Genomic DNA, 24,065 nt, shown 5'->3' with positions numbered 1-24,065 from the left:
CGCTTCCGCGAGGTAGCTCGCATCGCCTTCGACGACGGTGACGGCGTATTTCGTCACGACGCAGCTCCTTCGATCGGATCATTTTCGCCCGCGAGAATGGCCTCGGCCTTCGCGATGGCGGCGTCTGCCCGCCGGCGCCAAAGCTCGACATCCATTGAGCCTTCCTCCGGAACGTGGATGAGTATTTTGAGCAGACCGAGCAGCAACTCGAAATGGCCGGCCTTGCGCTGGACCTGCTCGCCGAAACGTGAGGGAAACGCCAGGCGTGGGCCGCTATAGGCAGCGTCGCGGCCTTCCCAGGCACCGGTAACATAGGTATCGCCAGACGTTTCAACGTCCGACCTGTTGTCGTCCCAGCCCTCGTCGGCGATCGCAAGATCGCAGGCTTGGTCGAGCGTTTCGGCTTCGTAGGTTCGCTGCCGATAGATCGGCAAATGATAGGTCGTCTCGATGGTGAAGAAGGGCACGATAGCCTCCAGAATGCAAAAGCCCGGCTCGCGCCAGGCTTTGGTGTGAATGGCAGTGAAAAGACGCGGGACGGCCGAAGCCGCCCCGCGTGCTCGAGCTATTCGGCCGCGATCATGCGCGACTCGTCTGCTTCATCGGCCGGAGTTTCCTCGTCGTCGCCGGCGAGGAATTCCGGCAGCGCCTCGCCATCGCCCTCGGGCTCCGCAGCATCGACAGCCGCCGCCAATTGGGCGTCGGGCATCCGCAGGGGCTCGGGCAGCCAGCCGGCCTCGGCGAGGAGGCGCTCGGCCTCCTTGGCCATGTCGCCCTTCTTCAGATGATCGATGAGCTGCGCGGCCCGCTCGCCGGCCCCCTCCCGCACCGCTTCCAGGATGCGGAGCTTCGGGACGCGGCCGAGATAGTTCTCGACGGTCGGGCGCCAACCGGACTCCACCATGTCGAGGTCGACGGCCCGGGCGATGCGATCGGCCTCAGTGATCCGGTGCTCGACGGTGTGCGGCGTGATGCCGCCGCCGTAGCGGTCGCCCTTCTCGTAGAGCGCGTTGATGCCGAATGAGGCGCAGTGCGCGAAGAGCGCCGCCTGCTCGTCGCCGGTGAGGCCGGTCAGCCAATCCCAGAGTTCGGTCTTCTCCTTGGGCAGGCGCTCCTCCCACGTCTTGTGGCGCGCGTCGATCGCCTTGGCCGCTGGCGTGTCCTTCAGCCCTTGCGCTTGCACCGGGAAGCTGACGCTGCGCACCGAGACCTCCATCGCCGTCCCGTAGGAGGAATAGCGGGAGAAGACGTCGAGGCAGAATTTGTGCAGCACCGCCTGGAAGGCGACCGAAGGCGTGATCGCCAGCCTGTCGCGCAGCGCCAAAGTCCGCTCCGCCGTGAGCTCGGTCAGCAGGCGATCGGGGAGCGGCTTCACCGCATCATCATCCTCATCCTCTGCCTCCGCGAGCTGCCCGCCGATGGTGATGACGGCGCGCTGGATTCCCGGCGCTGATGGTTCGGCGCCGTCGAAGGTCGCGGCAGCGGGTTCGCCATCGCTGCCCTGCTCTGGCTCGGCCACGGGTAGCTCGTCCTCAGGGCGGACGTAACCGCGATCAACCAAGAGCGTGCCTTCGGCGTCGATGCCGACGAACACACCCGCGCGGGCGATGTCGGCAAGCTGATAGTTGATGGGTCGATCGTCAAAGACGGCGAGAGCCGTCTCGATTTCGCCAAGTCGCTGGTCAACCTCGTCGGGCAGCTCATCCGCGCCGTCATGCTCGGCTTCCAGCCTGGCAAATTCGGCCTTGAGCGCCTCGATGGTCGCCTGCTCTTCGGCGGTGAGACCGGCGGATACGCTGTCCAGCTCGCGCAAGCCACGCGTGTGGCCGTAGGGGAAGTCGATCGCGACCTCGATCCACTTCCAACCTTCGGCAGCGATCGTTTCTGCCTCCGCCTTCAACTTCTCGGCGACCAGGCGGTCGAGCAGAGCGACGTCCTCGAGCCAACCGCCGTCGTCGGACTGGAACAGGTCGCGCAGCACCACACCGCCAGCCGCCTCGTAGGCGTCGAGGCCGACAAACACGGCCCTCCGGTCGGAGGCGCGCGCCGTCTTCTCCGTCAGCATGCGGCGGATCTGATAGGGCTCCTTCTGCCAGGAGCCGGAGATGGCCTGCCAGACCTGTTCCTGGCGTCCATGATCCGCGGTGACGGTGAAGGCCATCAACTGCTCAAGCGACATGCCGTCCTCGGCATAGATGTCGAGCAACGCGGGCGAGACCGAGGCCAGGCGCAAGCGCTGCTTCACCACATTGACCGAGGTGAAGAAGACCGCAATCGCGATTGCATTGACCTGGAGTTCCACGCGTCAGGCACGCGCGCTCCTGGATGCGGCGATCGAAGCCGGACAGGAGAATGCTCGGTTCGTCGGCAACGTCATGAACGCGATGGACACGTTGCGCCATTTCGGCAGTCACTCCTGGATCAACGAGTGCTTTATGATAAGGGCGCGGGAGGTGCGTGATAACTGGCGAGCCTACGTGTTGCAACGACTGGCCTACATCGCCGTGCTCGGCCTTGCCGTCGCGCTGCAATTTGCGGTCACGCTTCTCCTTCTTATACCTGAATATCACGCCGGCGCGATCACCATTGGCGATATGGTGCTATTCAATACGCTTCTGCTTCAGCTCAATATGCCCTTTGAGACGGTCGCGAGGGCGATCTCTGACGTGGCGCGGTCGCGAGCCGACCTCATCCCTCTAGGTAGACTGTGGGCCGCACCAGAAGAGCGGCAAGCATCTCATGCTCACGATTTCAAGCCCTCCGCTGACCAGCTCTCTTTCGAGAGCATTGGTTATGCCTACGACAACGGTCGCGGCGTTACCGACGTCTCGTTTAAGGCCGGGCGCGGCGGGATTACTTTTCTTGTCGGTGAAACCGGATCGGGGAAGTCCACGATCTTTAAGCTCGCCCTGAAATCGATTGAGCCCGACTACGGCCGAATTCTCGTCGATGGAACGGATATAGCGAGCGTCGATCGCGCGGATTGGTATGCCGCAGTTGCTCTCGTGCCGCAGGAGGTGATGTTGCTCAATGAGCCGCTAGCTGACAACATTTTGTTAGGACGGCCCCGCGACGAGGTACGCCTTCGCGATGCGTCGAAAGAAGCCGCTATTCTCCCGTTGATTGAGGCGCTACCGGAAGGATTTGAAACAACCGTTGGAGAACGCGGCTTGAAGCTTTCCGGCGGGGAGCGACAGCGCGTTGCTATTGCCCGCGCGCTCTATGGACAGCCGGCGATCCTTCTTCTCGACGAGGCTAGCTCCGCGCTCGACGAACGAACCGAACGGGACGTTATGGACCATATACGCACGCTAGCTGAGGATGTGACTGTGCTAGCGATCACTCATCGGAGAGGTGTCATCTCCACGAGCGACGTCGTGGTCGATCTGACCGACTGCGCCTTGTCAGTGACTTAGACGAAGAGTGCCGCAGCCGTTTCGTAAGACGCCCAGTTTCAGGCACCCGGCATGCCCACGAGCACGACCGGCCGCTCGCCGTGCGCTGTCGGATGCGATCATTGTTGTCGTAGTGAATCTGTCTGTAGATTTCAGCGACAAACTCGCCGAGGGAAGAGAAGCGGACCGGAATCGCGAGGTCGATCTTGAATTTGTCGTAGAAACTCTCCCGGTACCCATTCTCCCAGTGACGGTCTTTCTTCGAGCGGGAGATGGCGATATTGAGCGACACAAGGAAGGCGCGGGCGGCTTTCGCGTTGTACTCGGCACCGTTGTCGGGGCGGAAGATCGCGGGACGGCCGTGCGCAAGGAGCGCATTGCCGAGAGCGGGTCGCGCAAGAATTCCTCGATCTGCCGCCGGAGCGCATGAGCGCATGGTCGCGCTCCGGCATCTTGCGTTTGTAGTACAGCGCAGGGGCTGAAACGGCGAGCGATTGCGCGCGCCTCGCGTGCGGCCACGCCGGCGTCTCTCATCTCTTTTTGGGCCTCGTTAAGCTTCAGGGTGACGAGGCGGACCATCCTCAGGAGCTCGTCGTTCTCCCCTCGGAGCTTGGCAATCTCCATGACGGAACGGCCACTTGATACCGTGCCCGCGATTAAAGAACGGGCCACTCATCGAGCTAGGCTCGAAAGGTGAAGCAGTAAAGAACGCGCAAAGGGCGTTGATTGAGCGTAAGCACGATTTTCCTCGCACGTTGACGCGCGGGCTTTTGACGGATGGCGTTCGTATCTGGCGATACTGGGCTGTTCAGGCCGTGGCGGCTTTGGGGCTCAGCCGGCAACCTGATATTGCCGCACCGGATGGCGGACCATCGCATCGATATCGATGCCGTCAAGGATCGAGTGCAATTGCTCGGTCGTCAGCGTGACGACCGCCTCTTGGCGGCGCGGCCATCGGAACTTGTCCTCGGTTAGCCGCTTCAGGACCAGCACAAAGCCGGACCGATCGAAGAACAGCAGCTTCATCCGGTCGCAACGGCGATTGCAGAACGCAAAAACCGCAAGAGCGAACGGATCGAGCGCCATCGTCTCCTGGACCAGAACCGCAAGGCTGTTGATGCCAGCCCGGAAGTCGATCGGCTCACGGTGCAGATAGACCTGAAGCTCACCGCCCAGTCTGAACATGGCCCAGTGCTCCGATGATCGCCGTCATGCATCCACATCGCCGCATTCCAGCGCAAGCTTCACGCCGTTCGGCAGGGACGCGCTCACTTGGGCTAGATTTGGTCTCTCAGGAGGTTGTCCATCTGGTCTGAACCGAGGAAGCTGAGGTTGCGAAGCTTCAGTGTTCCAAGGCAGATGAACGTCCACAAGAATGCGCCTTTGACGCTCAAAGGTCGAGAGGCGATGGTGCGAGGCGTGGTCGAGGGCGGGCTGAGCCAGGCTGATGCGGCAAATCAGTTCAACACGACACCGAAAACCGTGGCCAAATGGGTCAAGCGGTTCCGCGCAGAAGGCGTGGATGGTTTGCGCGACCGCTCGTCGCGACCTCGTTCATCGCCGAGCCAAACCCCGCCGGCCACGTGCGCCGCCGTCGAGACGTTGCGCCGGCAGCGCCACACCGGCAAGCAGATTGCTGCCGAGGTCGAGGTGTCACCGGCCACCGTCAGCCGTATCCTTCGCCGCTTGGGATTAAGCCGGATACGCGATCTGGAGCCCGCCGAGCCGGTGCGCCGGTACGAGCGCGAGCACCCCGGCGAGCTCATCCATATCGACATCAAGAAGCTCGGCAGGTTCGTAAGACCAGGCCACCGCATCACACACGATCGCCAGAAAGGCGAAGCCGCGGCGCCGGCCACGAGTTCGTCCACGTGGCCATCGACGATGCATCGCGCTTGGCCTTCTCCCAGATCCGGCGGGATCAGAAAAAGGAGAGCGCCATCGCCTTCCTCAAGGAGGCCGTCACTTACTACCGCAGCCTCGGCATGAAGGTCACCGGCATCATGACCGACAACGGCTCCTGCTACCGCGCCAAGGCCTTCGCCAGAGCGTGCAGGAAGCTCGGCCTCAAGCACATCTTCACCAGACCCTACAGACCGCAAACAAACGGCAAGGCCGAACGCTTCATCCAGACAGTGCTGCGCGAATGGGCCTACGCTCGCGCCTATGACACCTCAGACCAGCGCGCCAAAAACCTGCCAATCTGGCTTCATCACTACAACTGGCATCGCCCGCACGGCAGCCTGCAGGCCAAACCACCCATCAGCCGCCTCGGCCTCCCGAAGGACGACCTGTTGAGATTCCACAGCTAGAGAACAAAAAGCTGTAGTCCCCTTGGGTTCCGACCCGCGCACTTCATCGCAAGTCGCCGGCAAATCAACCGTCGCCACGCTGTCTTGTCGCGACAGGGCTCGATCGGCGGTCTCCTCAAGCTGAACCCGGATGAACGCCGATGGTGAAGATGGCGGCAGAGACCTGGTCGCGGTGTGCTTCTTGATCCACTTCCGAAGCAGGTTCGCGTTGACCCCGTGTTCGAGCGCAAGTCTCGATACCGAAACCCCAGGCTCAAGACAGGTCGCGACAAGACGCTCCTTCGATGCCGCCTCGTAACGCCGGCGACCGTTCCGGCCAACAAGCCTCACTCGCAATTTCTGATCATCGTCTGCCATCACAAGGTGCCCACCTATTTTGGTGGACACCTCATGCATCAGAGTACTCAAAAGCAAAAGGTGGAGGGAAATTCGCGCTTACTGTCGATCAGCATGCTTCGACGCAGCAAGTATTTTTTCGCCGCTCTACGCCCGCTTCCTACGACGCCTGAATACTTGTTGAACTAACCCGTTTCCTGCCTTTTCTATCCATCCCCGTTGCTGATCGCTTGCCGCGATTGGTACTCGACGGGGGACGATCGTGGCGGGCACTTCACTCCATTCGGAAGCCTTCTCGCGTGGCGCGCGCATGCTGCGCACCGCGCTTGGTCCCGCGATCGCCACCTTCCTGGAAGACCCCTCGATCGTCGAGGTGATGCTCAACCCCGATGGTCGGCTCTGGGTCGACCGGCTGTCCGGCGGGCTGGAGGATAGCGGACGAACGATGTCCGCCGCCGACGGCGAGCGGATCGTGCGCCTGGTCGCGCACCATGTCGGCGCTGAGGTGCATGCCGAAAAGCCCCGCGTCTCGGCCGAGCTTCCCGAGACGGGGGAGAGGTTCGAGGGGCTTCTCCCGCCTGTCGTTGCGGCGCCGGCCTTTGCGATCCGCAAGCCTGCGGTGGCTGTTTTCACCCTGGATGACTACGCGGCGGCCGGCATCATGACGGCCGGGCAGGCGGGCATGCTCCGCGAAGCCGTCGCGGCCCGCAAGAACATCCTGGTCGCCGGCGGCACGTCGACCGGCAAGACCACCCTGACAAACGCGCTGCTGGCGGAGATCGCCGGCACCACCGATCGCGTGGTCCTGATCGAGGACACGCGTGAACTGCAGTGCCGCGCGCCGAATCTGGTCGCGCTGCGCACCAAGGACGGCGTGGCGTCCCTGTCGGATCTGGTTCGGTCTTCCCTCCGCCTACGCCCCGACCGGATTCCGATCGGCGAGGTACGGGGCAGCGAAGCCCTGGAGCTCCTCAAAGCCTGGGGCACGGGCCACCCCGGTGGGATCGGAACGATTCACGCCGGCACGGCTCTGGGCGCGCTTCGCCGCCTCGAGCAGCTCATCCAGGAAGCCGTCCTCACTGTTCCCAAGGCGCTGATCGCCGAGACCATCGATCTCGTCGCGGTTCTGCGCGGCCGCGGCAGCGAACGCCGCCTCGCTGAACTTGCTCTCGTCGCCGGCCTCGATCCCGCCACCGGCGACTACCGCGTCAACTCTGCCGCGGCGGGCGGCCCATCCTCACTTCCCGGAGACCCCTCATGATCCAGTTTCCTCCCGCGATCCGTCGCGTGCGACTCCGCTTCACGGGCCTCGCCGCAATTGCCGTCATCTCCATTGCAATCGCGCCCGCGGCCTACGCCTCCGGCTCGTCGATGCCGTGGGAGACGCCGCTCAATCAGATCCTGGAGTCGGTGCAAGGGCCGGTCGCGAAGATCATGTCGGTCATCATCATCACCGTGACCGGCCTGACGCTTGCGTTCGGCGATAGTTCCGGTGGCTTCCGCCGGCTGATCCAGATTGTCTTCGGTCTGTCGATCGCCTTCGCCGCGTCGAGCTTCTTCCTGACCTTCTTCAGCTTCTCCGGCGGAGCGCTGGTGTGATGGCCGGCATCATCGATCTAGACGTGCCGGGCTTCTTCGCGCCGGTTCATCGCGCGCTCACCGAGGCAATCCTGATGGGCGGCGCGCCCCGCACGGTTGCGATCGCCAACGGCACGTTGGCCGCGGCAATAGCGCTCGGCCTCCACCTCTGGATCCCCGGCGCGCTGATTTGGGCCGTGGGCCATGCCGCGGCGGTCTGGGCGGCCAAGCGCGACCCGCAGTTCGTGGACGTCGTTCGACGCCACCTCCGCTATCCTTCTTACCTCGGCGTGTGAGACTTCCATGCTGAACCTCGCCGAATACCGCAACCGGCCCCACAGTCTTGCCGACTTCCTGCCCTGGGCCGCTTTGGTCGAGAAGGGCGTCGTCCTCAACAAGGACGGCGCGTTCCAGCGCACGGCGCGCTTCCGCGGGCCGGATCTCGACAGCGCGACGCCTGCCGAACTGGTCGGCGTAACGGCCCGACTCAACAACGCGCTCCGCCGTCTCGGCTCAGGTTGGGCGATCTTCGTCGAGGCCCAGCGCATCGCCGCCCAGACTTATCCGCACAATACTTTTCCTGACGCCGCATCAGCGCTGGTCGATTTGGAGCGGCGGGACGCTTTCGAGGAGGCGGGCGCGCATTTCGAGAGCCGCTATTTCCTGACCTTCGTCTGGCTCCCGCCGGCTGAGGACGCCTCGCGGATCGAAGGCTGGCTCTATGAGGGCCGCGCGCAGAGCGGCGTCGATCCCCACGAGCTGCTGCGTGGTTTTGTTGATCGGACCAACCGCGTCCTGCAACTTGTCGAAGGGTTCATGCCTGAGGTGGCGTGGCTCGATGATGGCGAGACGCTGACCTACCTGCATTCGACGATCTCGACCCGGCAACAGCGCGTGCGCGTCCCCGAGACGCCGATGCATCTCGACGCGCTGCTCGCGGACGAACCGCTTGCCGGTGGCCTCGAGCCGCGGCTCGGCAACCATCATCTTCGTACACTCACGGTGGTCGGCTTTCCGACCGCGACCTATCCCGGAATCCTCGACGAGCTGAACCGGCTTGCCTTTCCTTACCGCTGGTCGACCCGCGCGATCCTCCTCGACAAGACCGAGGCGGTGAAACTCTTGACCAAGATCCGCCGGCAGTGGTTCGCCAAGCGCAAGTCGATTGCAGCCATCGTCAAGGAGGTGATGACCAACGAGGCCTCGACACTGGTCGATAGCGATGCGGCGAATAAGGCCACTGACGCCGATCTCGCCTTGCAGGAACTGGGCACCGACGACGTCGGTCAAGCCTACATCACCGCGACCGTCACCGTCTGGGACGAGGACCCCGGTCTCGCCACTGAGAAGCTTCGCCTCGTCGAGAAGGTGATCCAGGGGCGCGACTTCACCTGCATGCCGGAAGGGGTGAACGCGCTCGAAGCCTGGCTCGGCTCTCTGCCGGGTCACGCCTACGCCAACGTTCGCCAACCGCCGCTCTCGACACTGAACCTCGCTCACCTGATTCCGCTTTCAGCGGTCTGGGCCGGGTCAGATCGGGATGAGCATTTCCGCAGCTCCCCGCTCTTCTTCGGTAAGACCGAAGGCTCGACGCCGTTCCGGTTTTCGCTGCATGTCGGCGACGTCGGCCACACCCTGATCGTCGGCCCGACCGGCGCCGGCAAATCCGTGCTGCTGGCGCTGATGGCGATCCAGTTCCGGCGCTACCGGAAAAGCCAGATCTTCGCCTTCGATTTTGGTGGCTCGATCCGCACGGCGGCCCTTGCCATGGGCGGCGACTGGCACGACCTCGGCGGAAGTCTGTCCAACAGCGCCGAAGATTCAGTCTCCCTTCAACCCCTCGCACGTATCGGCGATGCGGCCGAGCGCGCCTGGGCGGCCGAATGGGTGACGGCAATCCTCGCCAAGGAGGGCGTCACCATCGATCCGACCGTGAAGGAGCACGTCTGGTCGGCATTGACGTCACTGGCGTCCTCACCGGCCGAGGAACGCACGATCACCGGTTTGACGGTTCTGTTGCAATCGACCGCACTCAAGCAGGCGCTGCAACCTTATTGCGTCGGCGGCTCCTCCGGCCGTTTGCTCGACGCGGAGGCCGAGCAGCTCGGCTTTGCGTCGGTGCAGGCGTTCGAGACCGAGGGCTTGATCGGCGCAGGCGCGGCGCCTGCCGTCCTCACCTACCTCTTCCATCGCATCGAGGGCCGGCTCGACGGCCGGCCGACCCTCCTCATCATCGACGAGGGGTGGCTCGTCCTCGACGATCCAGCCTTCGCGCAACAGCTCAGGGAATGGTTGAAGACCCTGCGGAAGAAGAACGCTTCCGTCGTCTTCGCCACTCAATCGCTTTCCGACATCGATGGCAGCAACATCGCGCCAGCGATCGTCGAGAGCTGCCCGACGCGGATATTCCTGCCGAACGAGCGCGCGATCGAACCGCAGATCACCGCCATCTACCAGCGGTTCGGCTTGAACGACCGCCAGATCGAGATCATCGCGCGGGCGACGCCGAAGCGCGACTACTATTGCCAGTCTCGTCGCGGCAATCGGCTGTTCGAGCTCGGCCTTGGGCCAGTTGCGCTCGCCTTCTGCGCCGCCTCCTCCAAGACCGACCATGCCGCAATCGAACGGCTGCTTGCCGAGCACGGCCGTGACGACTTCACGGCCGCCTGGCTCGCCGATCACGAACTGCTGTGGGCCGCCGATCTCATCCCTGACCTGACAAACCTGGAGGTGCAATCATGACCGCTCTCGAAGTGCGGCGCGCTGGCTTGGCCGCTGCGACGGCTCTCTCGCTCGCCTTTTCGATCTCGCCGCTTTCGACGACCTCGGTCCTTGCGCAGTGGATCGTCTACGACCCCACCAACTTCAGCCAGAACGTGCTGACCGCGGCGCGCGAGCTGCAGCAGATCAACAATCAGATCCAGATGCTGACCAATCAGGCCCAAAGCCTGGTGAATCAGGGAAAGAACCTCGCCAACCTGCCGTTGTCGACGCTGACCCAGCTTCAGTCATCGATTGCCAAGACCCAGTCACTGCTGAGCCAGGCCCAGAACATCGCCTTCAACGTCGAGCGCGTCCAGACGATGTATTCCAGCACCTACGGCACGGCGGCGGCGACGGGCTCCAATGCAACAATGTTTGCCGCGGCTCAAAGTCGTTGGCAGAACTCGGTGGGCGCTTTCGAAGACTCGCTGAAGGTGCAGGCCGGCGTCGTCGGCAATATCTCGACCAACTCCAGCGCAATGAGTACGCTGGTTACCGCCAGTCAGTCGGCAAGTGGCGCTTTGCAAGCCGCTCAAGCCGGCAACCAACTCCTCGCGCTGCAATCCCAGCAGCTATCCGATCTCGTCGCGGTGCTCGCCGCGAAGGGACGGGCGGATGCGCTGGAGCAGGCGCGCGTAACGGCGACCGAGTCGCAGGGCCAGCAGCAATACAAAATCTTCTCGACACGCAGCGGCTATCAGCCGGGCAACGTCACCATGTTCAGCGGCAACTGAGGCACCGATCATGGAGCGCTCGGATATCTTTCGCGCAGGCGCGATGATCGTCGTGTTCGTGATTTTCCTCGCCGCGCTGCACGTCATCCATCGGCGTCCAGCCGAGCGGCCGGTATCCGACGCCCCCTCTGTCTCCGCTCCCGATGACCTCTCGGCCGAGCTGCTCCGCTGCGCCGAGCTTGGACCCCAGGATGCCGAAGATCCGCACTGCCAGGCGGTTTGGAAGGAGAACCGCGCGCGCTTCTTCGGCAGGCCGGCGCGGCCACGTCTGCCGCAAGCCGCGCCGGCCACTCAGCCGATGACGGCTGTTCCAAAGGGAGAGAAGCCGTGAACAACGTCGGCGTCATCGACACCTTTCTCAATACTTTCACGACCTACATTGATTCGGGTTTCGGCCTGATCAAGGGCGAGGTCACGTATTTGTCGTCGACGTTGATCGTCATCGACATCACGCTCGCGGGCCTGTTCTGGGCTTGGGGCGCAGACGAAGACATTCTCCAGCGACTGGTGAAGAAGACCCTCTACATCGGCTTCTTTGCCTTCATCATCACTAACTTCACCAAGCTCTCAGGCATCATCTTCAACAGCTTCGCAGGCCTCGGCCTGAAGGCCGGCGGCTCGTCGATCTCGACGGCGGACTTCCTGCGGCCCGGCCGGCTTGCGCAGGTCGGCCTCGACGCCGGGCAGCCGTTGCTCGACTCCGCAAGCCAAATGATGGGCTTCACCAGCTTCTTTTCCAACTTTGTACAAATTGCCGTGCTGATGGTGTCCTGGCTGCTGGTGCTGATCGCCTTCTTCATTCTGGCGGTGCAGCTCTTCGTCACGCTGATCGAGTTCAAGCTGACGACGCTCGCCGGCTTCATCCTCATTCCGTTCGCGCTCTTCAACAAGACCGCCTTTCTCGCGGAGAAGGTGCTGGGCAATGTCGTTGCCTCCGGCGTGAAGGTCATGGTGCTCGCCGTCATCGTCGGCATCGGCACCGGGCTCTTTTCGCAGTTCACCACCGCCTATGCCGGCGGCCAGCCGACGATCGAGCAGGCGCTCTCTGTCGTGCTCGCGGCGCTCGCTATGCTGGGCCTCGGCATCTTCGGGCCCGGCATCGCGACCGGGCTTGTTTCCGGCGCGCCGCAGCTTGGTGCGGGCGCTACCGTCGGCACGGGTCTGGCTGTTGCCGGTACAGCGATGGTCGGCGGCGCGGCGCTCGGTTTGGCCGGAAGGGGAGCGATGGCAGCCAGCTCTGGTGCTGCGGCTGCCGCGCGCGGCGGTGCGGCGATGGCGGGCGGCATGTCCTCCGCCTACAGCCTCGCATCAGCCGGTCGGTCCGGCGCCGGCGGCGTCGCGTCCGGTCTCGGCGGTGCAGGCCGTGCGGCGGCTAGTCACGCGGCAGCTCCCGTCAGACGCGCCGCTGCGCAAGCGGCAGGGACAATGACGGAGAGCTTCACTTCTGGCGCCCGTGCCGGCGTCGCCAACACGGGTGGCTCCTCGACGATGGGGACCATTCGGAGCGGCGCGGCCGCAAACGATGGAGCCGCATCTCAAGTGCCGAGCGAGAGCGGTCCGCCCGCCTGGGCCCAACGCGTCAAGCGCAATCAGACCGTCATTCACGGCGCTCAGACCACCGCGCAAGCCCTCAAATCCGGCGACAGCCATGGCGGCGGCCACTCCGTCGACCTCTCGGGAGGAGAATAACGAATGTCAGTCTTCCGGCGATCGTCGGTTCGTTACGGCCGCACGCCCGAACCAGAAACCCCCTACCAGCGCGCAGCGCAAGTTTGGGATGAGCGCATTGGATCCGCCCGGGTGCAGGCCAGGAACTGGCGGCTGATGGCCTTCGGTTCGCTGATGCTGTCCTGCGGCCTTGCCGGTGGACTCGTCTGGCAATCCACGCACGGCACTGTCGTTCCCTGGGTGGTGCAGGTCGACAAGCTCGGCGAAGCGCAAGTCATGGCGCCCGCTACCGCCGACTACAGGCCGAACGACCCACAGATCGCCTGGTATCTCGCCCACTTCATTCAGATCGTTCGCTCGCTTCCGGCCGACCCGATCATCGTGCGGCACAACTGGCTGCAGGCCTATGATTTCACAACCACGGCGGGCGCGGCGGCGCTGAACGACTACGCCCGCGCCAACGACCCCTTCGCCAATCTCGGCAAGCAGCAGGTCGCGATCGACGTCTCCAGCGTCATCCGCGCCTCGCCCGACAGTTTTCGCGTGGCCTGGGTTGAGCACCGCTTTCAGGACGGGGCGCTCGCCGGCACCACGCGTTGGACCGCGATCCTCACCATCGCGATTCAGCCGCCCACCGACGCCGATCGGCTGCGCAAGAATCCACTCGGCATCTACGTCAACGCCATCAACTGGTCAAAGGAGCTGGGACAATGACCCCGCCGATTTTCGCAAAAGCCGGCGGTCCGGCTTCGCGTTTTTCCATCGTTCATCAAAACCGGAAGGACGGCGATACGTCTTTCCGTAAATCCGCTTTGACGGCTTTGCTGATATCCGTCTCAGCCCTTGGCGGCTGCGCGCACAATTTCATCCCACCCGACATCAGCTACGACACTGCGGAGCCTGCGACGCTCACCGTCGACCCGGCGCCGCCCGTCAAAATCGTGGAGTTGCCCCAGCCGCTGCCACTGCCCGGGCAGTTGAAGCCGCTCGCCGCCGGCAAACGCGTCCCGGAAGCCGCCGATCCAAAGGTTCGCGTCAAACAGGCCAACGCCGCGGCACGGGTGCAGCCGGTCCGCAATGGTTTCATCAACGCAGTACAGGTCTATCCGTTCTCCGGCGGAGCCCTCTACCAGGTCTACACGGCGCCCGGCCAGATCACAGATGTCGCCCTCCAGGAGGGTGAGCAACTCGTCGGCTCCGGTCCGGTTGCCGCCGGTGACACTGTGCGCTGGATCATCGGCGATACCGAGAGCGGCGCGGGCGCGACCAAGAAGATTCATATCCTCGTCAAGCCGACGCGGCCGGATTTGGTCACCAATCTCGTGATCAACACCGATCGGCGGACCTATCTCCTCGAGCTGTGCTCGACGGAAAAGACCTATATGGCCTCGGTCTCCTGGCAGTATCCCGAGGACCAGCTGATTGCGCTTCGGCGGCAGAATGCGGCCGCTGAAACTGCGGCGCCAATTGCGGCTGGCGTCGATCTCGCCTCGATCAACTTCCGCTACTCTATTGAGGGCGACGACCCGGCCTGGCGTCCGCTGCGCGCCTTTGATGACGGCAACAAGGTCTACATCGAGTTCCCAAGCGGTATCGCCCAGGGTGAAATGCCGCCGCTGTTCGTGATAGGTCCAGCCGGCGGCTCCGAACTGGTGAACTACCGAGCAAACCGTAACTACTACATCGTCGACCGCTTGTTCGCCGCCGCCGAATTGCGTCTTGGCGACAAGGATAGTGAGCGGCGCGTGCGCATCGTCCGCACCGACGGAAGGCCGCGCGCATGGCGATAGACAGCGAAGACGAACGTCAGGGCGACATTCCGCCCGTCGCGCCGCCGGACCTGCGGCTCCGAGGCGAGCGGCCCCGTGTCACACGGCTCTCGCGCAAGGTCCTTGTCGGCCTCGGCGCGCTGTCTGCCCTCGCGGTCGCGGGCGCGCTCGGCTACGCGCTCCAGACCGGCAACAAGGCGCAGAGCGGCCAAGAACTGCTCAGCACCCAGAACCGGCCTTCGGCCGAGGGTCTGGCCGGGTTGCCGAAAGACTATACCGGCCTGCCGCGTCAAGCACCGCCGCTCGGGCCGCCGCTGCCCGGCGATCTCGGCAAGCCGATCCTCAACACCGGCGCTGCACCGAACACGATGGCGGCGACGTCAGATCCCGAGACGCAGCGCAGGGGCCAGGAAATCGAGGCGGCGCGGGTCAGCCGCCTCTTTGCCCAAACTGCTCAGCAACCGCAGAGCGTCGGCCAACTCATCCCGAATGCCTCCGCTGGCGCCACGGCCACTCCGGCCGCGACACCGCCCGTCGATGCCGGATCTGCCCAGAACATGCAGGACCGCAAGACGGCCTTCCTCACTGCTCCGACAGACAAGCGCACGGTCAGTCCGGAACGGCTCGAAGCCAAGGCCTCACCTTACGTCGTGCAGGCGGGCACCGTGATTCCGGCTGCGCTCATCACGGGCATTCGTTCCGATCTGCCCGGCCAAGTCACCGCACAGGTGACCGAGGCGGTCTGGGACAGTCCGTCTGGCAAATATCTTCTGATCCCGCAGGGTGCCAAACTGATAGGTCAGTACGATAGCTCCGTCGCGTTCGGCCAGTCCCGCATCCTCCTGGTCTGGACCCGCATCATCATGCCGGATGGCAACTCGATCGTGCTAGAGCGCCAGCCCGGCGCCGACACCGGTGGTTATGCCGGTCTCGAGGATGAGGTCGACAACCACTGGGGCATGCTGTTCAAGGCTGCCGTCCTCTCGACCATGCTCAGCGTCGGAGGCGAGGCGGGCACGAGCCAGAATGAGAACAACCTCGTTCAAGCGATCCGTAGCGGCGCGTCCAACAGCATCAGCCAGACCGGCCAGCAGATCGTGCAGCGCCAGCTCAACATCCAGCCGACGCTGACCATCCGGCCAGGTTTCCCGGTGCGGGTCATCGTTACGCGGGATTTGGTGTTGGCTCCCTACCGCCAGGAGGCAAGCCGATGAGCAAGCTGAAGCTCGGAACCATCCTCGACGATAAGCCGGTGAAGATCGCCGTCGAGTTGCCGGCTGCCGTCCATCGCAATCTCCTCGCCTATGCCGAGGCGATCGCGCGCGAGAGCGGACAGCCGGCACCCGATCCCGCCAAGCTCATCGCTCCGATGATCCAAAGATTCATGGCAACAGACAAGGGGTTTTCAAAGGTGAAACGCGCGGCAACAAATTGATAAGGGGACGATCGTTCAGCGTTGCCTTGCAGAAACGGCCGGGACGAAAGCCCATCAAGTCAAATCCGGTCATAGACCAGCATTTTGCTCACGTAGACGCGTTCAGGTGAACAGGAAGTCAGATGCCATATATCGATGCCACGGGTGTGAAGCTTTATTTTGAGGAAGCCGGGGAAGGTCATCCGATCATTTTCCTGCACGAGTTCGGCTCAGATAGCCGCGGATGGAAAACCCAGGTTCGCTACTTTTCTCGTGCCTATCGCTGCATCACTTTCAACGCTCGCGGATATGCCCCCAGCGACGTTCCTGACGATCCGACGCTATATGGCTGGGAGCTCGCTGTGAACGACATCGCCGCCGTCATGCGTGGCCTCGCTGTCGAACACGCACACCTGGTCGGATTGAGCATGTGCGGATATGCCGCCTTGCAGTTCGGATTACGCTATCCGAAGAGAGCCAGCGCGATTGTCGCGGCCGGTGTGGGATCCGGATCGGCTCCTTCCCAGCAGGACGCCTGGTCGAGAGAAACCTCCATTCTCGCGCGGGCTTTCATCGAGCGCGGGATGGACGCGATGGCCCGGAGAATGGCGCATGGTCAGACTCGTATTCAACTCAAATACAAGGACACACGGAGCTGGGAAGAGTTCCAGGAACGCCTGCGTCACCACTCACCGCTAGGTATGTCGAATACGATGGCGCGCTGTCAGGGGGTGCGACCGCCATTGCATGATCTGGCCGATCAGTTCTCAACGATGCGAACACCGGTATTGCTGGCCCTGGGCGATGAAGACGCGCCCTGCCTTGAGACTAACCTGATGCTGAAAGCAGTGCTTCCCAACGCCGGTCTTTGGATCTGTCCCAACACCGGCCACACCATCAATCTGGAAGAGCCGACAGCATTCAATGCTCAGCTCGACAGCTTTCTAGCCGCCGTCGAGCGTGGGAGCTGGCGCCGCGGGCATCCGGAAATTGAGGCTGAATCCGATCTGAAACTTGAGATGACGTGCGATACACGCACGAAGGCAGTGGCCCGTTACTGCAACACTCCAGGCGCTTCACAGTGAGTCCTCTCATGAAATCCCGGACCGGCGTTCATCTCAGCGAATCCATGTCAACGCGGTTGACCGCCGCGGCTACACGCACGGGAGTCACAAAGTCAGAACTTATTGAAGCCGCGCTCGATAGCTTTCTCGAATCCGATAACGCTGCTGAACATTTCGCGATCGTGGCAGGCCGCCTCACTGAGTTGAACGATCAGATCGGGCGTCTCGGTGCCGATCTCAAGATGGTGAATGAGGCCGTCGCCCTTCACGCGCGCTTTCACTTGGCTGTTACGCCCTCGTTATCGGCGGCAGAGCAGCATATGGCGACTGTGGTGGGCTCAGAACGCTTCGATGAGTTCGCTGCGCAAGTAGGACGTCGTGTTGAGCGGGGGACATCCCTCCTCCGGGAGACGATGAACCGGCGCCTCGTGACGAATAAGAACCGCTGGGCGAGCCACCTTGCGGCAAGCGCGGATCGCCGCACGAATTGCAGGTCTTCAGAACCAGACCGTCGTCTGTCCGACACGGTTGATGGCGGGTCAGAGCCGAATGCTGCCGTGCGGGAGGGCGGCAGCATTCGAACCTTTCCAGACCGGACCAACATCCCGCTACAGCGAGAGATCTAACGGCGCTGAAACCACGCCTTATTCGCGGCCGCCTAGCCCAAGCCGCACCTACGTGCCGCGACGATCAGTTGCAGACGTGATGGGTGTCTCCGCACTTGTCATGCGGGTGTTTCTACCTTTTGCTGTCGGTTATTACCTCTCGTACCTCTTCAGGACAATCAACGCTTTGATCGCCGCTCCCCTGACATCGGAATTGGGGCTCGACGCTGGTGATCTTGGCTTGCTGACTTCGGTCTATTTTCTCACCTTCGCGGTAGCGCAGATACCCGTCGGCATCCTTCTGGATCGATATGGTCCGCGGCTGATCCAGAGCGTGCTGCTGGTTGCTGCTGCGGTCGGCGCCGCATTGTTTGCTACGTCAGACAATTTGCTCATGCTGCTTCTAGGCCGGGCGCTACTCGGTCTCGGCGTCGCCGCGAGCCTGACCGCCGGATTGAAAGCCCTCGTTCTCTGGTTTCCGAAGGACCGTCTTCCGTTTCTCAACGGCCTGATGGTCATGCTCGGTGCATTGGGAGCAGTCACCACGACCTCGCCGGCGCAGTGGTTGCTGGCTTGGGTTGGGTGGAGGACGCTCTTCGCATTGTTAGCTGTCTTCACGGCCGGCTGTTCGGCGATGATCTATCTCGATGATCTATCTCTTGGTGCCGGAGAGTGCATCGGCAACGCCGGTCCTGCGTGGAACAGCCGTGGCCAGCTTGAAGAAGATTTATACCGATCCGCATTTCTGGCGTCTGGCGCCGCTATCAGCGACTTCCGTCGGCACCGCCTGGGCGCTGCAGGGACTTTGGGCAGCGCAGTGGTTCACTGACGTCGAGGGACTTGATCGCGCTGCTTTGGTGCAACATTTGCTTGTCATGACCGTCGCGCTCAGCCTGGGTGCGCTCCTGCTAGGCGTTCTGGCTGATCGGCTGCGTCGCTATGGCATTGGAACAGAGGCGCTCCTCGCGGTCGTCGGCCTTATGTTCATTGCCGTGCAATTCGCGATTATCCTGCGATGGCCGTTGTCATCATACGTCCTGTGGGCCGCTGTGGCCGCCGTCGGCGCAGCTACGGTGCTTAGCTATGCGATCCTGGCTAGTTATTTCCCGAAAGAGCTTGCCGGACGGGCCAATGCTGCGCTGAACGTGTTCCATATCGGTGGAGCGTTTGTCCTGCAATATGCCACTGGCGTCGTCCTTGAACATTGGACGCCTCAGGCGGGGCATTATCCGGAGATCGCGTACCAGATAGCCTTTTTCCTCAATCTTGTCCTTCAGATCATCGCATGGGTCTGGTTCGCTTTCCCGTGGGTGCTTCGGCCGTCGACGAGCGCTAGGTTCAGCGATTAGGGGCGCGAGTCGGCGGCAGCCAAGGTTCAGCCTGCCGGGACTGTGAGCGATCACAGCAAGCACCGGCGAATGTTCGACACCGCGACGCACCTCGTCCAGGAAATGCCGCCCCCCAGGGGTGATCGTGACACCCCGATGCCGATGCTCGAACAGATGCTGCAGTCTTCAGGGATCTCAAAGCTATGCCGATTCTGACGCGTAGCGGCGGCGCGACGACGCCGACCAAGGCTGCCAAGTTGATCGCCAATGGTTGGGCGCTTTATCGCAACCGACCGCGCCTTTGCGAAGGCCCGACGAAATGCTGTTCAGCTCGCATCTGGGGCAGCGGAAATATCAGGATAGCGCTCCCGAAGCAGGTCGAGCAACGGACGCAGCGATGGATTAGCGTTGTCCTGCCGCCAATAAGCGCGCAAGCTCAGCCGCGTCGGCCCCTCGGCATCATGCACCTCGCGGAAGGTGACACCCGGATAGACTGCGCCCGTCGCACTTTCCAATACCAGTAGAATGCCCCAGTCCACGCCGACCAAGGAGAGAAGACGGTCGAGCACCACATCATGGCGAACCAGCGGGCAAGGATCGGAAGACCCCAATTTGCTGTCAAGGAGCTTCAGGAATTCCGGTCCCGGGCCTCGCTGCGACATCAAAAGCGATTCGTGCCTCAGTTCGCCCCAGTGAATTACGTCACGACCTGTCAGCGGATGGTTCGCGGGGAGGGCGGCAACGACACGCTCGCTCCAGAGCAACAATGACCTGTCGCTCCACCTTGGACTGAGGCCGGCCACAAAGGCGACGTCAATCGCGGAGCTGGCGAGATCCGAAATCAGATGGTCGCTCGCTCCGTCAACCAGTTGTCTGTCGACATCGGGGAAGCGGTGCCGGTGCTCGATGAGAGTGGCCCGGAGATTGCCGGCTGACAGGGAAGTGTGGATGCCGATGGTCAATCGGCCGCTCTCACCACGCGAGCGGTTCTTGCCACGAACCGTGATTGCTTCCGTCTCATCAACGAAACGCCGGGCAGCTTCGAGGAATTCCTGCCCTTCAACGGTAGGTCGTGTGCCGCCATTGGTACGCTTAAACAGAGTGACGCCCAACCTGTATTCGAGATTGCGCAGGCCGCGACTAAGAGTGGGTTGCTTGATTCTGAGCGCCTCTGCCGCTTGGCGGAGGCTTCGGTGCTTGGACGCGACGATCGCCCAGCGCAGGTCTCGAAATTCCACAGGCACGGTCGAAACCCTAGGGTAAGTTGCCGGTACCAATTGACCAATTTTTGTCTTGAATGGCGCACGCCATTTGCTTGCGCTGCTTCTGGATCTTCCAATTTGGCAAGCGCAAAAATGGGCGAGGCTGGAGCCAAAAAAGTTTGGCAAGTTTGCCTTTCATTTGCTTGCGCTGCTTCAACCCGCCAATTCGGCCTCGAAAGGGCCATCAAAAGACATCCGCCCTCCGGGCCGGTTAAGACCCTGCCGCCATTTGCTCGGTACCTAGGCTCGCTGGAGGCACGAGAAGCGCAAGCTCTTCTAACTTCATGTTTCGGGTAAACTGCTATGATTCCAAATGACAGTGAACCAATCGCCAACCCAACCCGATCATGAAAAAGCCTCCCGAACGACCCGAGAAGCAGTCTTTTCGATTGAAATGGGTAGAACGGGGAAAATCCGTTTTTGTGACCGAGCGTGTGATCCTACACGAGGTAATTTTGCGACAGGGCAACAGAAACCGACTGAGCTTCAGGTCAGCTTGGTTGTCCGCCTAAATGCTGTCCGCCAACGGCGCGCAACTGAGGATCGAAGTCGACAGGTTTTTGACGACAGTTCAGGCGGCCTGAGCGAACTAGAAGTATAACTGAATCATCGGGATGAAAGCCTCCCACCTATCCAAGTTAAGGCCTAGCTGCCCGCCTTGCCTTTCTTCTAATCCGCAATTCCTTTTCTGCTACCGATTTTCGGGGTAACTCAATCTTACCCAACTTCAGCGTGAAAGGGCGCTTGAGACCAAAAAATGGCGATTAGCCTTTCAGTACTACGGCCCCTGGAAGAGGAGGGGCGCGCGGATTACGGGTCGAAGAGCCCAGGAGGGATTAATGCCAAGGACGCACGCCGTTTTTCGCGGCTATTCGATGAATCTTGCCCGAAACGCTCTCATCTGCTCCACCCTTCTGGCGCGAACGGTTGGATACAGCGACTGGGGCGGTGTCATCCCCGCTAGGGATTGTCCCGGAAGCATGACGCTGGCAGCAATTACAAGCGCGCCAGAACCATAGACGAGATAGTTGTTGGAGGAGTTTGAACTGAGCGTGGTCGTGCCTGAAGAAACAAGATTGGTTGTCACGGCTTGCTCCAAATAGATTACGGAAACTTGGACGAGCTTAATTAGTCAAATTCGGTATCGGTCCTCGCCTGCCGGATCGGCCCAGCAAGGCCACCTTGGATCCTCTGATTGTATTCCCCAACCGCGGCATGCGTGCGCAGCACGCTGTTCACCATCTCGAACATGTCGTGCATGCGCTGCTCGGAGAGCGGGCTCTCGACCACGACGACGAGCTCGGGCTTGTTCGAGGACGCGCGCACCAGGCCCCAGCTGCCGTCCTCGACCGTGACGCGTCCGCCGTTGACGGTGACGAGATCGCGGATCGCCTGGCCGCCGATCCTGGCGCCCTTGGCCTGCAAGCCTTCAAAATGCTTCACCACCTGGTCGATGACGCCATACTTGGTCTCGTCGGCGCAATGCGGCGACATGGTCGGCGACGACCAGGTTTTCGGCAGCGCGTTCTTCAAATCGGCCATCGACTTGCCCGGCGCGCGGTCGAGCATGTCGCAGATCGCGAGCGCCGACACCAGGCCGTCGTCATAGCCGCGCCCATACGGCTTGTTGAAGAAGAAGTGGCCGGACTTCTCGAAGCCCGCGAGCGCACCCGTCTCGTGGGTGCGGCGCTTCATGTAGGAATGGCCGGTCTTCCAATAAGCGACCTTGGCGCCCTGCTTCTGCAGCACGGGATCGGTGACGAACAGGCCGGTCGACTTCACGTCGACGATGAACTCCGCGTCCTTGTGGATCGCCGACATGTCGCGGGCGAGCATCACGCCGACCTTGTCGGCGAAGATTTCCTCGCCGGTGTTGTCGACGACGCCGCAGCGATCGCCGTCACCGTCGAAGCCGAGACCGACATCGGCCTTGTGATGCAGCACCGCATCGCGGATCGCGTGCAGCATCTCCATGTCTTCCGGATTCGGATTGTATTTCGGGAAGGTGTGGTCGAGCTCGGTGTCGAGCGGGATCACCTCGCAGCCGATCGCCTCCAGCACCTGCGGCGCGAACGCGCCGGCCGTGCCATTGCCGCGGGCCGCGACGACCTTGAGCTTGCGGGTCAGCTTCGGACGGCTGGTGAGGTCGGCGATGTAGCGCGCCGGATAGTTCTCGTGGAACTGGTAGGAGCCGCCGGCCTTGTTCTTGAATTCGGCGTTGAGCACGATTTCCTTCAGCCGCGTCATCTCGTCGGGGACGAAGGTCAGCGGGCGGTTGGCGCCCATCTTCACGCCGGTCCAGCCATTGTCGTTGTGCGAGGCCGTGACCATGGCGCAGCAGGGCACGTCGAGGTCGAACTGCGCGAAATAGGCCATCGGCGTCACCGCGAGCCCGATGTCGTGCACCTTGCAGCCCGCAGCCATCAGGCCGGAAATCAGCGCATATTTGATCGAGGCCGAATAGCCGCGGAAATCATGGCCGGTGACGATCTCCTGCTTGACGCCGAGCTCCGCAATCAGCGCGCCCAGCCCCATGCCGAGCGCCTGGATCCCCATCAGGTTGATTTCCTTCTGGAACAACCAGCGCGCGTCGTATTCGCGAAAACCCGTGGCCTTCACCATCGGCTCGGATTCGAAGGCATAGGTGTTGGGCAACAAGACGGATTTCGGCTTGGGGAACATTGAGACAATCTCAGAAATGCGAGGAATTGACCGCCGCCATAGCGAATGCCCAGGCCGAGGTATCGCGGGCATCACACAATGGACAAGGTAGGCTTGTTGGCTAAGTCTTGGTCAGCTTTCCGTCATCGAAAACCAGGAAACGTTGACCTGCACAGCGAGAAGAATGCAGCCGGCCGGCCAGTTTGGATGGGCGGGGTTATAGAAGCCGGGACAATAGCGAGACTAGCTCAGCTTGCCGCCTGGTCCCGGTTCGCAAAAAGACAGCTTTCAGATGGTTTCGCGCTGTCCCCGACGAAATGTTCATATAAAATGCAATTTCTTCCAGCGACTTTCCCTCCACCAGCAGCGATGCGAGACGAGCCTGCGCGGGAGTCAATCCAAAGATCTCCATGACAGAGCTCTGCGAGACGCGAGGTATTTCATTCAGATCAGTCAGGATCAGAAGGGCGCCCATGTCCGGGAGGAGGGGATCGCCTGCACTTTCCCAGTCCTGAACGATGGCATCAATGACAATCGGCCGGCGCTGACTCCGGGTGACAACTGTTTGCAAGGTGCTACGGCCCGGTTTGCCAGACAAAAAGCGGACCTGAGTGATCAGTCGGTCCAGCCTCAGTCGTGACTGAGCATCCGCTGCAAACAGACGCCGTCCCTTCACCGATAGATCGTCATCGAAAAGCTTCGACGCGTTGTCGTTGACAGCCGCCACGAAGCCATTCTGATCGATCAAAATCGCAGGCCGGCCCAATAGATCAAGCGTACCAATCATACTGGGCCGTTCCCCACGAGCGATGCGCAATTCACTCGGGCAAAACAAAGCTCCTTTCGGACCTGCCCCCGTTCTCTCGTCACCCTCAAGCATAGCAACAGTTCAAAAAATGGTTCGCATAACTAATGCTGAAAACGCCATCGTCCCATGTCTCAACTTATAGCTGCGTGCGTCAAAGTGGACAGTCCCATTTGAGATATGTTTCGCACTAATTTCTAGAGTTTCAGACTGAGTCCGTAGGCTACGGACCTTTCGGGCGCGCGATGAATAAGCGCTCGCTGCGTTTGCCCGTTCGAATTCAGCGCTTCTTCGCCGGCATTCGAGCTGCGCGATCGATGCAAAAGTGAAAATCTAACTAGAACCTATCTCAAAATTGTCGAAACAGGATC

The 24,065-nt window shown here is 62.0% G+C and carries 25 protein-coding genes and 3 pseudogenes; 19 read left to right on the top strand and 9 right to left on the bottom strand.

Annotation, left to right across the window (positions count from 1 at the left end; genetic code table 11):
• Positions 1-53 precede the first annotated feature (53 nt).
• Together IC66_RS0137590 and IC66_RS0137585 are read right to left on the bottom strand one after the other, a co-directional pair.
• Positions 54-467, bottom strand: coding sequence for a hypothetical protein (locus tag IC66_RS0137590; protein ID WP_011091004.1), 414 nt, complete (start codon positions 465-467; stop codon positions 54-56).
• A 98-nt stretch (positions 468-565) separates the two neighbouring features.
• On the bottom strand, positions 566-2,302 hold the full coding sequence (locus tag IC66_RS0137585; protein WP_011091003.1) for a hypothetical protein: 1,737 nt from the start codon (positions 2,300-2,302) through the stop codon (positions 566-568).
• On the opposite strand from IC66_RS0137585, the gene IC66_RS0137580 reads away from it, so the two are divergent.
• Positions 2,259-3,416 carry an ABC transporter ATP-binding protein gene (locus IC66_RS0137580; RefSeq protein ID WP_223153799.1) on the top strand — a complete coding sequence of 386 codons (1,158 nt, stop codon included), beginning with the start codon at positions 2,259-2,261 and terminating at the stop codon, positions 3,414-3,416. The two genes, IC66_RS0137585 and IC66_RS0137580, sit on opposite strands and share 44 nt — an antisense overlap.
• 112 nt (positions 3,417-3,528) lie before the next feature.
• Positions 3,529-3,825, top strand: a complete 297-nt coding sequence (locus tag IC66_RS47325) for a hypothetical protein (protein ID WP_016847010.1) — start codon at positions 3,529-3,531, stop codon at positions 3,823-3,825.
• 401 nt (positions 3,826-4,226) lie between these two features.
• On the opposite strand, the gene tnpB is transcribed toward IC66_RS47325, so the two are convergent.
• Together tnpB and IC66_RS48690 are read right to left on the bottom strand one after the other, a co-directional pair.
• Complete coding sequence (tnpB, locus tag IC66_RS0137570) at positions 4,227-4,580, bottom strand: IS66 family insertion sequence element accessory protein TnpB (protein WP_011091000.1); 354 nt, start codon at positions 4,578-4,580, stop codon at positions 4,227-4,229.
• Positions 4,561-4,676, bottom strand: a pseudogene (locus IC66_RS48690) (IS66-like element accessory protein TnpA); the annotation flags it as partial. The pseudogene IC66_RS48690 and the gene tnpB, both read right to left, overlap by 20 nt.
• 78 nt (positions 4,677-4,754) lie before the next feature.
• Between IC66_RS48690 and IC66_RS44085 the strand changes: the two are divergent.
• A pseudogene (locus IC66_RS44085) lies at positions 4,755-5,707 on the top strand (IS481 family transposase).
• A 119-nt stretch (positions 5,708-5,826) separates the two neighbouring features.
• Here IC66_RS44085 and tnpA read toward each other — a convergent pair.
• Positions 5,827-6,064 (bottom strand): annotated as a pseudogene (tnpA, locus tag IC66_RS46740) (IS66-like element accessory protein TnpA); the annotation flags it as partial.
• A gap of 241 nt (positions 6,065-6,305) precedes the next feature.
• On the opposite strand from tnpA, the gene trbB reads away from it, so the two are divergent.
• From trbB to IC66_RS49150, 16 genes are all read left to right on the top strand, one after another.
• Entirely contained in the window at positions 6,306-7,304 is a 999-nt protein-coding gene (gene trbB / locus IC66_RS0137555) for a P-type conjugative transfer ATPase TrbB (RefSeq protein ID WP_011090996.1), read from the top strand.
• Positions 7,301-7,642: a TrbC/VirB2 family protein gene (locus tag IC66_RS0137550; RefSeq protein WP_011090995.1), complete on the top strand. Its 342-nt coding sequence runs from the start codon at positions 7,301-7,303 to the stop codon at positions 7,640-7,642. The genes trbB and IC66_RS0137550 overlap by 4 nt, the downstream gene beginning before the upstream one ends.
• Entirely contained in the window at positions 7,642-7,917 is a 276-nt protein-coding gene (locus IC66_RS0137545; RefSeq protein WP_026312513.1) for a VirB3 family type IV secretion system protein, read from the top strand. Before IC66_RS0137550 ends, IC66_RS0137545 begins: the two co-directional genes overlap by 1 nt.
• Before the next feature lie 7 nt (positions 7,918-7,924).
• Positions 7,925-10,363: a conjugal transfer protein TrbE gene (gene trbE / locus IC66_RS0137540; RefSeq protein WP_011090993.1), complete on the top strand. Its 2,439-nt coding sequence runs from the start codon at positions 7,925-7,927 to the stop codon at positions 10,361-10,363.
• Positions 10,360-11,118: a P-type conjugative transfer protein TrbJ gene (gene trbJ, locus IC66_RS0137535; protein WP_011090992.1), complete on the top strand. Its 759-nt coding sequence runs from the start codon at positions 10,360-10,362 to the stop codon at positions 11,116-11,118. The genes trbE and trbJ overlap by 4 nt, the downstream gene beginning before the upstream one ends.
• 10 nt (positions 11,119-11,128) lie before the next feature.
• Positions 11,129-11,449 carry a putative entry exclusion protein TrbK-alt gene (trbK-alt, locus tag IC66_RS0137530; protein WP_011090991.1) on the top strand — a complete coding sequence of 107 codons (321 nt, stop codon included), beginning with the start codon at positions 11,129-11,131 and terminating at the stop codon, positions 11,447-11,449.
• Positions 11,446-12,807 carry a P-type conjugative transfer protein TrbL gene (gene trbL, locus IC66_RS0137525; protein ID WP_011090990.1) on the top strand — a complete coding sequence of 454 codons (1,362 nt, stop codon included), beginning with the start codon at positions 11,446-11,448 and terminating at the stop codon, positions 12,805-12,807. The genes trbK-alt and trbL overlap by 4 nt, the downstream gene beginning before the upstream one ends.
• Positions 12,808-12,810: 3 nt before the next feature.
• Positions 12,811-13,500 (top strand): conjugal transfer protein TrbF, encoded by a 690-nt coding sequence (gene trbF, locus IC66_RS0137520; protein WP_011090989.1) that lies wholly within the window; start codon positions 12,811-12,813, stop codon positions 13,498-13,500.
• Positions 13,497-14,576 carry a P-type conjugative transfer protein TrbG gene (trbG, locus tag IC66_RS0137515; RefSeq protein WP_011090988.1) on the top strand — a complete coding sequence of 360 codons (1,080 nt, stop codon included), beginning with the start codon at positions 13,497-13,499 and terminating at the stop codon, positions 14,574-14,576. Before trbF ends, trbG begins: the two co-directional genes overlap by 4 nt.
• Complete coding sequence (locus IC66_RS0137510) at positions 14,567-15,769, top strand: TrbI/VirB10 family protein (RefSeq protein ID WP_011090987.1); 1,203 nt, start codon at positions 14,567-14,569, stop codon at positions 15,767-15,769. The genes trbG and IC66_RS0137510 overlap by 10 nt, the downstream gene beginning before the upstream one ends.
• Positions 15,766-15,990, top strand: a complete 225-nt coding sequence (locus tag IC66_RS0137505) for a DUF2274 domain-containing protein (protein ID WP_011090986.1) — start codon at positions 15,766-15,768, stop codon at positions 15,988-15,990. Before IC66_RS0137510 ends, IC66_RS0137505 begins: the two co-directional genes overlap by 4 nt.
• 122 nt (positions 15,991-16,112) lie before the next feature.
• Positions 16,113-17,054 (top strand): alpha/beta fold hydrolase, encoded by a 942-nt coding sequence (locus IC66_RS0137500; protein WP_011090985.1) that lies wholly within the window; start codon positions 16,113-16,115, stop codon positions 17,052-17,054.
• Between the two features lie 8 nt (positions 17,055-17,062).
• Positions 17,063-17,659 (top strand): ribbon-helix-helix domain-containing protein, encoded by a 597-nt coding sequence (locus IC66_RS45620; RefSeq protein ID WP_161170741.1) that lies wholly within the window; start codon positions 17,063-17,065, stop codon positions 17,657-17,659.
• Positions 17,660-17,738: 79 nt separating this feature from the next.
• Positions 17,739-18,467: an MFS transporter gene (locus tag IC66_RS48685; protein WP_016848072.1), complete on the top strand. Its 729-nt coding sequence runs from the start codon at positions 17,739-17,741 to the stop codon at positions 18,465-18,467.
• Complete coding sequence (locus IC66_RS48680) at positions 18,355-18,987, top strand: hypothetical protein (RefSeq protein WP_223154147.1); 633 nt, start codon at positions 18,355-18,357, stop codon at positions 18,985-18,987. The genes IC66_RS48685 and IC66_RS48680 overlap by 113 nt, the downstream gene beginning before the upstream one ends.
• A 246-nt stretch (positions 18,988-19,233) precedes the next feature.
• Positions 19,234-19,329: a hypothetical protein gene (locus IC66_RS49150; protein ID WP_301309069.1), complete on the top strand. Its 96-nt coding sequence runs from the start codon at positions 19,234-19,236 to the stop codon at positions 19,327-19,329.
• Here IC66_RS49150 and IC66_RS0137485 read toward each other — a convergent pair.
• The 4 genes from IC66_RS0137485 to IC66_RS0137475 form a co-directional block, all read right to left on the bottom strand.
• Positions 19,293-20,210, bottom strand: coding sequence for a LysR family transcriptional regulator (locus tag IC66_RS0137485; protein WP_026312514.1), 918 nt, complete (start codon positions 20,208-20,210; stop codon positions 19,293-19,295). The genes IC66_RS49150 and IC66_RS0137485 overlap by 37 nt on opposite strands.
• 886 nt (positions 20,211-21,096) lie before the next feature.
• A complete protein-coding gene (locus tag IC66_RS46735; protein WP_125459388.1) occupies positions 21,097-21,315 on the bottom strand; it encodes a hypothetical protein in 219 nt (72 codons plus the stop codon).
• A gap of 41 nt (positions 21,316-21,356) precedes the next feature.
• Positions 21,357-22,910 (bottom strand): phosphomannomutase/phosphoglucomutase, encoded by a 1,554-nt coding sequence (locus IC66_RS0137480; protein ID WP_049806737.1) that lies wholly within the window; start codon positions 22,908-22,910, stop codon positions 21,357-21,359.
• Between the two features lie 196 nt (positions 22,911-23,106).
• A complete protein-coding gene (locus IC66_RS0137475) occupies positions 23,107-23,676 on the bottom strand; it encodes a helix-turn-helix transcriptional regulator (protein WP_016848068.1) in 570 nt (189 codons plus the stop codon).
• Positions 23,677-24,065: the final 389 nt, after the last annotated feature.

Origin of the sequence: Bradyrhizobium genomosp. III (assembly GCF_000261705.1) — a bacterium.
Classification (GTDB): Bacteria; Pseudomonadota; Alphaproteobacteria; order Rhizobiales; family Xanthobacteraceae; genus Bradyrhizobium; species Bradyrhizobium ottawaense.
The sequence above is the reverse complement of the archived record's forward strand: the minus strand, read 5'-3'. Positions and strand labels throughout refer to the sequence as shown.